The organism is Rhizobium grahamii (assembly GCF_009498215.1).
GTDB lineage: Bacteria > Pseudomonadota > Alphaproteobacteria > Rhizobiales > Rhizobiaceae > Rhizobium > Rhizobium grahamii_A.
Window position 1 is genome coordinate 951,434 of record NZ_CP043498.1, and the last position, 13,625, is coordinate 965,058.

Here is a 13,625-nt window from a genome sequence, read left to right on the forward strand (position 1 = left end):
GAGCGGGCTTTTTTAATCCTTGTTGCCGGCAGGTTCGAAATCGCTCCTGGTGATGCCGTGCCGCTGCAGCTTGTCGTAAAAGGTCTTGCGCGGGATGCCGAGGGCAGCGATCGTTCGCCTGACGTCGCCCTCGTTTCTGTCGAGCGCCTGCCGGATGACACTCGCTTCGTACCGCTCCAGCTGATCGGGTAACGGCAGATCGTCGTCTGTCTCGACACGCCTGGTTTCCTTGGAAGCGGACGGCTGCTCGACGCCGAGAACGAAGCGTTCCGCGAAATGCGAGAGTTCGCGAACATTGCCGGGCCAGTCATGGCTCAGGAGGTGCTGGCGAGTATCGGCGCTCATCGTCGGAACCTCCCGCCTGAAACGCTTGGCCGCCCGTTCCGCGAAATATCCGAAAAGCAGCGGAACATCGTCTCGCCTGTCTCGCAATGGCGGAATCGAGATCGTCACGACATTCAGCCGATAATACAGATCCTCTCGAAACTCCCCGCGCTGGCCGGGGTCGCCGAGATCGACCTTGGCGGCCGCAACGACCCTGAGGTCGACGGGCCTTACCTCGTTGGTGCCGAGCGGCGTCACCTCGCGCATCTCAAGCACTCTCAACATCTGGACCTGTGTCGATGGCGGCATGCTCTCTATCTCGTCGAGAAAGAGCGTGCCGCCGCTTGCATGCTCGATGCGACCGATGCGTTTCTTCTGTGCGCCCGTAAAGGCACCCGGCTCGTGCCCGAATAGTTCGCTTTCGATGACCGTTTCGGGCAGAGCGCCGCAGTTGAGCGCCACGAAGTTGCCCGAAGAGCGGCGGCTCCACTGATGCAGGAGGCTGGCGACGACTTCCTTGCCGCTGCCGGTTTCGCCGGTCACGAGCACGTCGACGTCGGTGTCCGCGATCTGTCGCAACGTACGACGCAGACGTTCCATCGCCGGTGTCTGGCCGATGAGGGGGAGATCGTCGCGGGCCTCTTCGCCGGCTCGCCGCAGTGCGCGGTTTTCCATGACAAGCCGCCGTTTTTCGACGGCGCGCCGGACGCTCTGGACGAGGCGATCTGCCGCGAAAGGCTTGGTGATGAAATCATAGACGCCGTCCTGGATGGCCTTCACCGCCATCGGTATGTCGCCGTGACCGGTGATCAGGATTACGGGCAGGTCGATATCAAGTTTGCGCACGCGGTCGAATAGCTGCAATCCGTCGATCTGCGGCATGCGAATATCGGACACGATTACGCCAGGAAAATCCGGAGTCAGGTTGGAAAGAGCCTCGCCTGCTGTGGAAAATGCGGAAACCGCAAAGCCGGCAAGCTCCAATGTCTGGCTTGTCGCGCGCAGGAGATCCCTGTCGTCATCGATGAGAAAGATGGCAGGTGCGTCGCTCATGTCTTTGCTTTCGGAAGTTGGACGGTGAAACAGGTGCCGGCGGTGCTACTCGTGACGTCGATCTGCCCTCCGTAGTCGGCGACGATGTCCTTCGAGATCACCAGCCCGAGCCCCAGTCCCTTTTCTTTCGATGTGTTGAACGGCGTAAACAGCGACTTCAGGATCGTGTCCGATATGCCAGGCCCGTTATCGGCCACGTGTATGGTCACCGTATCGGCCGTGTCCGTGACGGAGACCTCGACCTTCGCATCGGGTCTGCCTTCCAGCGCCTCGAGAGCATTCTGGAAAAGATTGATCAGCACCTGCTCCAGCCGGACGCGGTTGCCCATCACCCTGACGTCGGCGGGCGGAAGGCTGATATCCAGCGCATCCAGCCGGCCCGCGAATCTGCTTCGCAACAGCACGACGGCGCCTTCTATGATGCTGCGAAGGTCGACCGGCTCGGGAGCGGCGCGTCCTTTCCGGCCGAACGCCTTCAGTTCCTCGGTGATCGTCCCGATGCGCTCCGTCAGCGAAGCGATGGCTCCGAGGTTTTCCTCGACGGGTCGTATTTGCTGCCTGTCGAGAAACACGCGGGCGTTGTCGGCATAGGCGCGTATCGTGGCAACCGGTTGATTGATCTCATGCGCGACGCCGGCCGCGACCTGGCCGAGGATCGCGAGACGGTTTGCCTGGACGAGTTCCTGCTGAACGACCTGCAACTGCGCCTCGGTTTCCTTGTGATCCGAGATCTCGGCCTGAAGACGGTCACGCGCGCGGCTGAGATCCTCTGTCCGCTCGACCACGCGGCGCTCAAGCTCCTCGCGCATCGATTGCTCAGCCGCGATCCTCGCCGCAGCGACATGACGGCGCCGGATGAGAAAGGCGACGATCGCCAGGATCGGAACGAGGGCCGCAAGCACCAGGAGGCGAACTTCGCGAACGGAGGCGGCGACGGCGGCTTCGGTCGGCACGAGATATTCGAGCCGCCATGGCGTCGTCGGAACGGGGGTCTGCAGGCGCAGATATTCTGCTTCGCCGCCGCCGGGCAACACGGCAGCGACGAGCGATGCTTCGGGATCGATCGCCTTCGGCCGCATAATCGGTAGCGGCGTCAGCGGAGCATCGCCAAATTGCAGGCTGGCGCGAATGGCGGCGAGGTCCTTTTCGGGTACCGGCTCCGCAGTCATGAAGCGCCATGAAGGAATGCTGGTGATGAGCACGACGCCCTGGTCGTCAGTCACGTAGACGGGCCGTTTCGCGTCTCTCCAGTCGGCCTCCAGGCGGTCGAATTCGAGCTTGACCACGACCACGCCGAGCGGCGCGGCGGCACTGCCGACGCGTCTGGCGATATAAAGACCGGGACGCTTGCTGACGCTGCCGAGGGCAAAATGCTCTGCTGTCTCCTCTGTCATCGCGCGCTGGAAGTAAGCGCGAAAGGTATAGTCGTTGCCGACGAAGCTGAGCGGTTCGCGCCAGTTGCTCGAGGAGATGGCGATGCCGTCCTTGCCGATGACGTAAAGCACCGCTGCCTGCGTGCCGGTAACGAGGCGTTCCAGCTTCCGGTTCAGGATGTCGACCGCGTTGCTGCGGGGGGAGAGCAGCGCGTCTATCACCTGCTGATCTTCGGCAAGCAGCAGTGGCAGTGCTCTCGGCCGTTCCATCACGGCTGTCAGCAGGGCGATCTTCAGATTGGCGTCGGTACGACTCTGGCTCTCCAGTGCCTCGATCGACGAGCGTCGGGCGTAGGAGCCGGCAGCTATAAAGGCAGCAGCCAGGAGGATAACCGCGATCGCCGCGAATATGGTCCATCCCCGCCGGCTGTTTTCAGCGGTGCTTCGGGTCGCTTCGCCTGTCTGAGCAATGGTGTCGAGCATCATCGATCATGTGCGCAATTTCGCACTTTCGTCAAATGGATTTGTGCGGAAATCCGCTCAATCTGTCGCTGCCGAAGCAGGCCGTCGGAGAAATGCACATAGATATCAATTCGATAAACGACCCTGAATGTTCTGGCACGGATGTTGCAAAGTACTGGCTGCAGTACCTGCTGCATTTCGACTAACGCATTCGCCCCGGGAGGCCGGTCTGGTTTGGGGCTCGATGGAGGACATGATGGACATTGCACTCCCCGCCACCCCAGCGCGTGGCAAACTACCCTTTTATCGGCACCTCTACGTGCAGGTTCTGGCGGCGATCGCGGCCGGTATTCTGCTCGGCCATTTCTATCCCGAGATCGGAACGGCGCTGAAGCCGCTCGGCGACGCCTTCATCAAGCTGGTAAAGATGATTATCGCGCCAGTTATCTTTCTCACGGTAGCCACCGGTATCGCCGGCATGTCCGACCTGCAGAAGGTCGGTCGTGTTGCCGGCAAGGCCATGATCTATTTTTTGGTGTTCTCGACACTGGCGCTGGCCGTCGGCCTCGTCGTGGCGAATGTCGTCCAGCCTGGCGCCGGCATGCACATCGATCCCGCGACGCTCGACGCCAAGGCTGTCGCGAGCTTCGCCGAGAAGGCGCACGACACGACCATCACCGGCTTCCTGATGAACATCATCCCGAACACGATTGTCGGCGCTTTTGCTGACGGGGATATCCTTCAGGTCCTGTTCTTCTCGGTCCTGTTCGGTATCGCGCTGGCGATGGTCGGCGATCGCGGACGTCCCGTGGTGGATTTCCTGCAGGCTTTGACGTCCCCCGTCTTCAAGCTGGTCGCCGTGTTGATGAAGGCTGCCCCGATCGGCGCATTCGGCGCCATGGCCTTCACCATCGGCAAGTATGGCATCGGCTCTATTGCCAATCTCGCCATGCTGATCGGCACCTTCTACCTGACGTCCCTGATCTTCGTGCTGGTCGTGCTCGGTGCTGTCGCCCGCTATAACGGCTTCTCGATCCTTTCCCTGATCCGCTACATCAAGGAAGAACTGCTGCTGGTGCTCGGTACGTCGTCCTCCGAGGCAGCGCTTCCGGGTCTTATGGCCAAGATGGAACGTGCCGGCTGCAAGCGCTCGGTCGTCGGTCTCGTCATTCCGACCGGCTACTCGTTCAACCTCGACGGCACGAACATCTACATGACGCTCGCAGCCCTGTTCATCGCTCAGGCAACGGACACGCCGCTGTCGCTGGCAGATCAGATCCTGCTTCTCGCGGTTGCCATGCTGAGCTCCAAGGGCGCTGCCGGGATCACCGGTGCAGGTTTCATCACCCTTGCCGCGACGCTGTCGGTCGTCCCGTCCGTTCCGGTCGCCGGCATGGCACTTATCCTCGGCATTGACAGGTTCATGTCCGAATGCCGGGCTCTGACGAACTTCGTCGGCAATGCCGTTGCAACGGTTGTCGTCGCGCGTTGGGAAAATGAGCTCGATCAGGAGCAGTTCGCCGCGGCAATGGCAGGTCAGCTATTGCCTGAGCAGGAATTGCCTGCGCCCGCCCTGCGGGCCGCTGAATAAATCATAACAAGGACGCCGCAGTCCGGCGTCCACTTCGTCTAATTCACAATCCGCGCTTCCTGAGGGGCGCGGATTTTTTGTTACCAGCAGAGGTCGAGCCGGTCCAATCCATGGAAATGGTAGACGTCCTTGATCGCAGGCGTCCCTGCGATCTTCAGTCCCGCCAACCGTTCGAATAGGATCGGAAGCACGACATTGAGCTCCAGACGTGCCAGCGGTGCGCCGATGCAGAAGTGGATGCCGGCACCGAAAGAAAGATTGGCGGCTTCGTTTCGCGCTGGCTTGAACACCAGGGGATCGCTGAACTTTGCCGGATCAAGGTTGGCGGCGGCGAGGATCAGGCTGACCTTGTCGCCACGCTTGAAGGAAACGCCGTCGACCTCCACGTCCTCCAGCGCCCAACGCTGGAAGATATGAACAGGCGCGCAGATCCGCAGAGTCTCTTCGATTGTCCGCTCGGTCGTCGCCTCGTCCTTGAAAAGCTCTGCCGGGTTGTAGTCGCTCTCCAGGATGACGCGCACCGAGTTGCCGATCTGGTGGACAGTCGCCTCGTGTCCGGCGTTCAATAGAACGATCGTCGTCGATACGAGCTCGTCTTCGGTCAGGTACTGCCCCTTATGCTCCGTATGGATCATGTGGGTCAGCAGGTCGTCGCGCGGATTGGCGCGGCGTTCCGCAATCATGCCCTTGACGTAATCCGAGAATTCTTTCGAGGCCTTGTCGGCGCCGTCCTCGTCTTCTCGCGTGCAGCCGAAGAGGTACATGCGGATATAGGCATGCGACCACTTGAGCAGTTGCGGCCCCATCTCCTCCGGGATGCCGATCATGCGTGCGATCATCGTCACGGGGATGATGTCGGCGAAGGCGGAGAGCAGCTCGACCTCGCCCTTCTTCTCGAAATCGTCGATCAGCCTGGTCGCGAGCTCGGTAAGCTCCGGCTTCATCTTTTCGACATGACGGGAAACGAAGGCCCGGTTGACGAGCGTACGCAGGCGCGTGTGTTCGGGCGGCTCGAGTTCGAGCAGCGAATAGCGCTCGGCGAGGTCGAAATTCGCGACGTGCTGGTCAGGCTCTGGAAGCCCAAGTTCCTCACGCGAGGCAATATGCAGGATCTGGCGGCCGAAACGGCGGTCCCTCAGGAGCGCGTTCACATGGTCATAGCCGGTGAAGAACCACTGTTTCTGCTGATCCCAGTAAAACGTGGGACAATGGGCGTGCAGCGCCGCATAGGCGGCGTTGGGATTGTTATAGAATTCCGGGTTGCTGGCATCCAGCGAGACGTGTCGCGTAGCCGCGTCTATGGAGAGAAACGAGGGTATCATCATGTCTCCGGCTTAGCGGATTTGTCGCAAGCCGGAAAGTCGCATAAGCGCGTACTTCGGCTTCAATCCTTCTCAAAGATCGAGGCGATGCCTAACGAGCCAGCGATCCGACGCGGCGCAGCGCATGAATCTGGTCGTCGAGTGTCGGAACGAGCTCGCCGCTGCGTTCGGCAGGCGCCGCGGGTGGGGGAGCTGCCGCCTCTGCCTCGCCGAAGACGACGGTGCAGTTGCGACCCGCCGCCTTGGCTGCATAGAGCGCACGGTCGGCTGCCGAAACGAGCTTGTCCATATTGGCTTCGATCGGCGAGGAGAGGGCAACACCGGTGCTGACAGTCGCCGGGACGAGCGCGTCTCCGGTGTTGATCGGTGCGCGGCAGAGTTCCGCCCGGATCGATTCGGCAAGCGCTTCGGCTTCCGTCTGGTCGGCCACGCTGACGAAGGCTGCGAATTCCTCGCCGCCCATGCGTCCGAATGCGCCGGCCAGCGTATACTGACGGGCCATCCGGGCAAACACGGTCAGCACGACATCGCCCGCATGATGTCCGAAGCTGTCATTGATACGCTTGAAATTGTCCAGGTCGAAGAGGAGGACGGCCATCTGACGCTTCTCGTCATGAGCCCGAATTTGTATGCCGGCGAACTGCGCAAAGAGACCGCGGCGGTTGAACACGCCGGTCAGTGTATCGGTGGCGCTCAAAAGCCGCAGCTGTCTTTCCGAGCGCTCCATGATGACGCGGCACGTCAGCACGCAGGCGAGTGTCAGAGGGAAGGCGGTTCCCAAGGCTGCGATCCCCGCATAGTTTGCAGCCTCAGCAGCCGTCGGGGACGTCAGTCCGATTACAAGGGCGGCACCGAAACATACGCAGCTCTGAAACAGGAAGATGACAGCGAGCTTTGTACGCGTCGGCTCAAGCCGGATTCCGGGTGACATGACCGCCATGGCAAGCCCGGTGGCACCGGTTGCGGACGCCAGATTGTAGAGAATGACGCGGTTGGCATAGTCGTCGTTGACCCAGGGGAGGAAAACGCCCGCGAGCCATACAAGAGGCGGCAGCGCGATCCACCATTCGATCTTTCGCTTGTCTAGCGCCAGATATCCGGCGATCCAGGCGCTCTGACCGGCCAGCGCGATGGCGTTTCCAATTTCGATCGAAAGCAGGTTGGGTATGTGACCGCGCAGTGCGACCATGGCAAAGCCTATAGCGCTCAGCAGAAAACCGAAGCCCCAATGCAGATAGGCCCTGTTGCGGACATTGTGGTGCCACGCCGAGAACGCCACCAGGGCAAGTGTCGCGGCCTCCGCACACCAAATCGTCAGTCCCGTTGTAACGCTGAACACGGCAATACCCCTTCGTTGCCAGCATCATTCCCAAAAGAGACTGGCGAGTTGCTTAACCGGCGCCTGTTCCATCGGGGTCTGCCGACACATATCTGCCGATAGGCTTTCCGTCCGGTAAACGCGGGACGGGTTTGCGGAGGATTCAGTATTCCTTCATCTTGCTGGAGAGAAAAACTGTGGGGGTACGAATTGTCAGGTCGCGATTAACGCGCGTTTCGAACAATAGGCGATAGACGAGACCACATCGTTCGGTAACCCGCCCGCCTCTTAACGTTATACCCAGGCGTGTCTTGAAGAGGAGGGTAGGGAAGCTCTATGTAGGGGTAAGGCATTTTCTTTGATTCCCGGCGTCGGGCCGGCAAGACGTTGACAAAGGACGCACATGAGAAACCCAGTCGATACCGCTATGGCGCTCGTGCCGATGGTTGTGGAACAGACCAATCGCGGTGAACGCTCCTATGATATCTACTCGCGCCTGCTCAAGGAACGCATCATCTTCCTGACGGGGCCGGTCGAAGATCATATGGCGACGCTCGTTTGCGCCCAGCTCCTCTTCCTGGAAGCCGAGAACCCGAAAAAGGAAATCGCGCTCTACATCAATTCTCCGGGTGGCGTGGTCACCGCCGGTATGGCGATCTACGACACGATGCAGTTCATCAAGCCGGCCGTATCGACGCTCTGCATCGGTCAGGCCGCATCGATGGGCTCGCTGCTGCTCGCTGCCGGCCACAAGGACATGCGCTTCGCGACCCCGAACTCCCGCATCATGGTTCACCAGCCCTCGGGCGGTTTCCAGGGGCAGGCATCGGACATCGAGCGCCACGCCCGCGACATCCTGAAGATGAAGCGCCGCCTTAACGAGGTTTACGTGAAGCACACGGGTCGCACCTACGAGGAAGTCGAAAAGACGCTCGACCGCGATCACTTCATGGATGCGGAAGAAGCGCAGAGCTGGGGCGTGATCGACAAGGTCCTGACGTCGCGTGCCGAGATGGAAGGCGATGCGGCCTAGTAAGAAGTAGGGATGGTGTTTTATCCGCCACAGTTCTATCTCATTTGTGATCGAACAAGGGAAGAAACCCTGTGGCGGGTGCGGCAATCTCAAGTATTAATGCTATGTTGAATTTTTATGACATAGCATCGGCATTCAAAGGGGAAACCGTTGCCGCCGGAACGAGAACAACATAGTTTGTACCGGTTCGTACCCCTTAAAGGCCTTGGCCCGGCTGATGCTCCTGGTAGGAGCAGGCCAATGAGTGGACCGCTATTTCACTTTGAAATGCGGCGTGCTGGAAGGAAAGTGATATGAGCAAAGTCAGCGGCAGCAACGGCGGCGACTCTAAGAACACCCTGTACTGCTCCTTCTGCGGAAAGAGCCAGCACGAAGTCCGGAAGCTGATTGCCGGGCCGACAGTTTTCATCTGCGATGAATGCGTCGAATTGTGCATGGACATCATCCGTGAGGAAAACAAATCCTCGATGGTCAAGTCCCGTGACGGCGTTCCCACGCCCCAGGACATCATCAAGGTTCTCGACGAATATGTCATCGGTCAGCGCCAGGCGAAGAAGATCCTGTCCGTTGCCGTACACAACCATTACAAGCGCCTCGCACATGCGTCGAAGAACGGCGAAGTCGAGTTGGCGAAGTCGAACATCATGCTGGTCGGTCCGACCGGTTGCGGCAAGACCTACCTTGCCCAGACGCTCGCTCGCATCATCGACGTTCCCTTCACGATGGCTGACGCGACGACGCTGACCGAAGCCGGTTATGTTGGTGAAGACGTCGAAAACATCATTCTGAAGCTGCTGCAGGCTGCCGACTACAACGTCGAGCGCGCCCAGCGCGGCATCGTCTACATCGACGAAGTGGACAAGATTTCCCGCAAGTCGGACAACCCGTCGATCACCCGCGACGTGTCGGGCGAGGGCGTTCAGCAGGCGCTTCTGAAGATCATGGAAGGCACGGTTGCTTCTGTTCCTCCGCAGGGCGGTCGCAAGCATCCGCAGCAGGAATTCCTGCAGGTCGACACGACGAACATCCTGTTCATCTGCGGTGGTGCGTTTGCTGGCCTCGACAAGATCATCTCCGCCCGTGGCGAGAAGACCTCGATCGGCTTCGGCGCGACCGTGAAGGCTCAGGACGATCGCCGCGTCGGCGAAGTGCTGCGCGAACTCGAGCCGGAAGATCTGGTCAAGTTCGGCCTCATCCCGGAATTCATCGGTCGTCTGCCGGTTCTGGCAACGCTCGAGGATCTCGACGAGGACGCGCTGATCCAGATCCTGTCCGAGCCGAAGAACGCGCTGATCAAGCAGTACCAGCGCCTGTTCGAGATGGAAGACGTCGAGCTGACCTTCCACGAGGATGCTCTGCGCGAAATCGCTCGCAAGGCGATCGTCCGCAAGACTGGTGCTCGTGGTCTGCGCTCGATCATGGAAAAGATCCTGCTCGACACGATGTTCGAACTGCCGGCGCTCGAAGGCGTCCGCGAGGTCGTCATCTCCGAGGAAGTGGCGCGCGGCTCCGCTCGCCCGCTCTACATCTACGCCGATCGGCAGGACGAAAAGGCCAACGCTTCGGCGTGACGCCTTAGAGATATCTTTACGATAAGAACCGTGAATTGAGGGGGCTTGCCGTTGGCGAGCCCCTTTCTATTTCAAAACCAGTGCACGACCCTGATAAATCTTGCTAAAGAGGTCGGAAACCGCCTCTGTTGCCGTTGCGGATTCCCCCGCCCTTGGCAATTATGGAATGATTCCGTTGGTGTGTTTCGGGCTTGTGTTTTAGCCGCTTCGGAAGTGGTTGCCGCCGATTTGGCACGGCGCTCCAAAGTGAAGGTGTTCCGTTGTCGCATAGCTGTCATGTCCAGGGGGACACCGGCCATGGTGCAGCTTGAAAAGCATAGTCAGAACCTCCACTTGTTGTTTCAAGTGGAGTGCGGCCGGTTCTAGTGGCCGCGCCAGAAGAGCCCGGAAACGGGACGATGGAAAGGAAATAAAATGACGAAGAAAACGTCAGTTGCGAGCATCGCATATCCGGTTTTGCCCCTGCGCGACATCGTCGTCTTCCCGCACATGATCGTGCCGCTATTTGTCGGCCGCGAGAAGTCGATCCGTGCGCTCGAAGAGGTCATGGGATCGGACAAGCAGATCATGCTCGTTACGCAAATCAATGCGAGCGATGACGATCCGGAACCGTCTGCTATCCACAATGTCGGTACGGTCGCCAACGTGCTGCAGCTGCTGAAGCTGCCCGACGGCACCGTCAAGGTGCTGGTCGAGGGCCGTGCGCGCGCCGAAATCGATTCCTATACGGACCGCGAGGATTTCTACGAAGCCCTCGGTCACGTTCTCGAAGAGCCAGATGACGATCCGGTCGAGCTTGAAGCGCTCAGCCGCTCGGTCGTCTCCGAATTCGAGAGCTACGTAAAGCTCAACAAGAAGATCTCGCCAGAGGTTGTCGGCGCCGCAAGCCAGATCGACGATTACTCGAAGCTGGCCGATACGGTTGCCTCGCACCTGTCGATCAAGATCACCGAGAAGCAGGAGATGCTGGAAACCACCAGCGTCAAGGCCCGCCTCGAAAAGGCGCTCGGCTTCATGGAAGGTGAGATCTCGGTCCTTCAGGTGGAGAAGCGTATCCGCTCGCGCGTCAAGCGCCAGATGGAGAAGACCCAGCGCGAGTACTACCTGAACGAACAGATGAAGGCGATCCAGAAGGAGCTCGGCGACGGCGAGGAAGGCCGCGACGAGATGGCCGAACTGGAAGAGCGCATCTCCAAGACCAAGCTGTCGAAGGAAGCCCGCGAAAAGGCCGATGCCGAGCTGAAGAAGCTGCGGCAGATGAGCCCGATGTCGGCTGAGGCGACTGTTGTCCGCAACTATCTTGACTGGCTGCTCGGCATTCCGTGGGGCAAGAAGTCGAAGATCAAGTCGGATCTCAACAACGCCGAAAAGATCCTCGAAGCCGATCACTTCGGTCTCGACAAGGTCAAGGAGCGCATCGTCGAGTATCTGGCTGTCCAGGCGCGTGCGACCAAGATCAAGGGTCCGATCCTGTGCCTCGTCGGCCCTCCGGGTGTCGGCAAGACCTCGCTCGCCCAGTCGATCGCCAAGGCGACCGGCCGTGAGTATGTCCGCATGGCTCTCGGTGGCGTTCGTGACGAAGCTGAAATCCGCGGTCACCGCCGCACCTACATCGGTTCGATGCCCGGCAAGGTCATCCAGTCGATGAAGAAGGCCAAGAAGTCCAACCCGCTCTTCCTGCTCGATGAAATCGACAAGATGGGCCAGGACTTCCGTGGCGATCCGTCGTCGGCTCTGCTCGAAGTGCTGGATCCGGCACAGAACTCGACCTTCATGGACCACTACCTTGAGGTCGAATACGATCTGTCGGACGTGATGTTCATCACGACGGCGAACACGCTGAACATTCCTGCGCCCCTGATGGACCGCATGGAAGTCATCCGTATCGCCGGCTACACCGAAGACGAAAAGCGCGAAATCGCCAAGCGGCACCTGCTGCCGAAGGCCATCAAGGAACATGCGCTGCAGCCGAATGAATTCTCGGTTTCAGACGATGCCCTGATGGCGATCAGCCAGCAGTACACTCGCGAAGCCGGTGTCCGTAACTTCGAACGCGAATTGATGAAGCTCGCCCGCAAGGCGGTTACCGAGATCATCAAGGGCAAGACGAAGTCCGTTCATGTGACGGCCGAAAACATCGACGACTACCTGGGCGTTCCGCGCTTCCGCCACGGCGAAGCAGAACGCGAGGATCAGGTCGGTGTCGTCACCGGTCTGGCCTGGACGGAAGTCGGCGGCGAACTGCTGACGATCGAAGGCGTCATGATGCCGGGCAAGGGTCGCATGACCGTGACCGGCAACCTGAAGGAAGTCATGAAGGAATCGATTTCGGCGGCGGCATCCTATGTCCGCAGCAGAGCTGTCGATTTCGGCATCGAGCCTCCGCGCTTCGACAAGTCGGACATCCACGTGCATGTGCCGGAAGGTGCGACACCGAAGGATGGTCCGTCGGCCGGTGTTGCCATGGCAACCGCGATCGTCTCGATCATGACCGGTATTCCGGTCGACAAGAACGTGGCGATGACGGGTGAAATCACCCTGCGCGGTCGCGTCCTGCCGATCGGTGGCCTGAAGGAAAAGCTGCTTGCAGCGCTTCGCGGCGGCATCAAGAAGGTGCTGATCCCGGAAGAAAACGCCAAGGATCTGGCGGAGATTCCGGATAACGTGAAGAACAACATGGAGATCATCCCGGTATCCCGCATGGGCGAGGTGATCAAGCATGCTCTGGTCCGCAGACCGGAGCCGATCGAGTGGGATGGAACGGTTGAAACGCCGGTCATCGCAACGGTCGAAGGGCTCGACGAAACGGGCGCAACCATAGCTCATTGAGCCTTGTTTGCCACATTCGTGCCCTATTGCTTAAAAACCCTGAAAAGGCTGGTGTTTTCGCCAGCCTTTTTTTGTGAAAACCATGTGTAGACGCTTGCATTTCCTTGATTTGCAGGGTCTTTGGGGTGCGGCGGGCCTGATGAACTCTATTCTGCGCCTAGCTTATAGATTGAGTCGTTTCGAACCATTTAGAAAGGGGTGGAAACATGAACAAGAATGAACTAGTGTCCGCAGTTGCCGAAAAGGCAGGACTCTCGAAGACCGATGCTGCTTCCGCAGTTGACGCAGTTTTCGAAGTTGTCCAGGCTGAACTGAAGGGCAAGGGCGACGTTCGCCTCGCTGGTTTCGGTAGCTTCACCGTTTCCCATCGCGCTGCCACCAAGGGCCGCAATCCGTCCACCGGCGCTGAAGTCGATATCCCGGCTCGCAACGTGCCGAAGTTCACGCCCGGCAAGGGCCTGAAGGACGCCGTCAACGGCTGATACGAATTTGCATGGCAGCCGGGTAACGAGACCGGCGCCGGGCATTCGAGGGTTCGGTGAAAGCCGAACCCTTTTTTCATGGCTGAGACTTGTCGGCACCGACGGTTTGCCATACGAAATGGCTGTTCTCAGGGCGGGGTGAAAGTCCCCACCGGCGGTAAGAGCTTCGGCTTGAGCCCGCGAGCGCCTGCCGGCTTGCCGGGAGGGTCAGCAGATCCGGTGCAATTCCGGAGCCGACGGTTAAAGTCCGGATGAAAGAGGATGAGC

Annotated in this window: 9 protein-coding genes and 1 riboswitch; of the genes, 5 read left to right on the forward strand and 4 right to left on the reverse strand. The window is 59.7% G+C overall.

Translation table 11 applies throughout. The features are described 5' to 3' along the window. Positions 1-12: 12 nt before the first annotated feature. Both FZ934_RS04790 and FZ934_RS04795 read right to left on the reverse strand, forming a co-directional pair. Positions 13-1,377, reverse strand: a complete 1,365-nt coding sequence (locus FZ934_RS04790) for a sigma-54-dependent transcriptional regulator (RefSeq protein WP_153270133.1) — start codon at positions 1,375-1,377, stop codon at positions 13-15. Continuing rightward, positions 1,374-3,233 carry a sensor histidine kinase gene (locus FZ934_RS04795; protein WP_246737914.1) on the reverse strand — a complete coding sequence of 620 codons (1,860 nt, stop codon included), beginning with the start codon at positions 3,231-3,233 and terminating at the stop codon, positions 1,374-1,376. Before FZ934_RS04795 ends, FZ934_RS04790 begins: the two co-directional genes overlap by 4 nt. A gap of 235 nt (positions 3,234-3,468) precedes the next feature. Here FZ934_RS04795 and FZ934_RS04800 point away from each other — a divergent pair, with 235 nt between their 5' ends. Further along, entirely contained in the window at positions 3,469-4,803 is a 1,335-nt protein-coding gene (locus FZ934_RS04800) for a dicarboxylate/amino acid:cation symporter (protein ID WP_194273758.1), read from the forward strand. An 80-nt stretch (positions 4,804-4,883) separates the two neighbouring features. Here FZ934_RS04800 and FZ934_RS04805 read toward each other — a convergent pair whose 3' ends face one another. Beyond that, positions 4,884-6,128, reverse strand: a complete 1,245-nt coding sequence (locus tag FZ934_RS04805) for a cytochrome P450 (RefSeq protein ID WP_153270136.1) — start codon at positions 6,126-6,128, stop codon at positions 4,884-4,886. Positions 6,129-6,216: 88 nt separating this feature from the next. Then, complete coding sequence (locus FZ934_RS04810) at positions 6,217-7,470, reverse strand: GGDEF domain-containing protein (protein ID WP_432443626.1); 1,254 nt, start codon at positions 7,468-7,470, stop codon at positions 6,217-6,219. Between the two features lie 376 nt (positions 7,471-7,846). On the opposite strand from FZ934_RS04810, the gene clpP reads away from it, so the two are divergent. From clpP to hupB, 4 genes are all read left to right on the forward strand, one after another. Beyond that, positions 7,847-8,476: an ATP-dependent Clp endopeptidase proteolytic subunit ClpP gene (gene clpP / locus FZ934_RS04815; protein ID WP_153270138.1), complete on the forward strand. Its 630-nt coding sequence runs from the start codon at positions 7,847-7,849 to the stop codon at positions 8,474-8,476. 293 nt (positions 8,477-8,769) lie between these two features. Beyond that, positions 8,770-10,047, forward strand: a complete 1,278-nt coding sequence (gene clpX / locus FZ934_RS04820; RefSeq protein WP_153270139.1) for an ATP-dependent Clp protease ATP-binding subunit ClpX — start codon at positions 8,770-8,772, stop codon at positions 10,045-10,047. Positions 10,048-10,461: 414 nt separating this feature from the next. Next, complete coding sequence (lon, locus tag FZ934_RS04825; protein WP_153270140.1) at positions 10,462-12,876, forward strand: endopeptidase La; 2,415 nt, start codon at positions 10,462-10,464, stop codon at positions 12,874-12,876. Between the two features lie 206 nt (positions 12,877-13,082). Further along, positions 13,083-13,358 carry a DNA-binding protein HupB gene (gene hupB, locus FZ934_RS04830; protein WP_007531759.1) on the forward strand — a complete coding sequence of 92 codons (276 nt, stop codon included), beginning with the start codon at positions 13,083-13,085 and terminating at the stop codon, positions 13,356-13,358. 120 nt (positions 13,359-13,478) lie between these two features. Then, positions 13,479-13,625: riboswitch (FMN riboswitch) on the forward strand.

Bases quoted from the DNA above. Each gene is read 5' to 3' on its own strand.
- clpX (WP_153270139.1), top strand. From the start codon at position 8,770: ATGAGCAAAGTCAGCGGCAGCAACGGCGGCGACTCTAAGAACACCCTG.
- FZ934_RS04790 (WP_153270133.1), bottom strand. From the start codon at position 1,377: ATGAGCGACGCACCTGCCATCTTTCTCATCGATGACGACAGGGATCTC.
- FZ934_RS04800 (WP_194273758.1), top strand. From the start codon at position 3,469: ATGGACATTGCACTCCCCGCCACCCCAGCGCGTGGCAAACTACCCTTT.
- clpP (WP_153270138.1), top strand. From the start codon at position 7,847: ATGAGAAACCCAGTCGATACCGCTATGGCGCTCGTGCCGATGGTTGTG.
- hupB (WP_007531759.1), top strand. From the start codon at position 13,083: ATGAACAAGAATGAACTAGTGTCCGCAGTTGCCGAAAAGGCAGGACTC.
- FZ934_RS04805 (WP_153270136.1), bottom strand. From the start codon at position 6,128: ATGATGATACCCTCGTTTCTCTCCATAGACGCGGCTACGCGACACGTC.
- lon (WP_153270140.1), top strand. From the start codon at position 10,462: ATGACGAAGAAAACGTCAGTTGCGAGCATCGCATATCCGGTTTTGCCC.
- FZ934_RS04795 (WP_246737914.1), bottom strand. From the start codon at position 3,233: ATGCTCGACACCATTGCTCAGACAGGCGAAGCGACCCGAAGCACCGCT.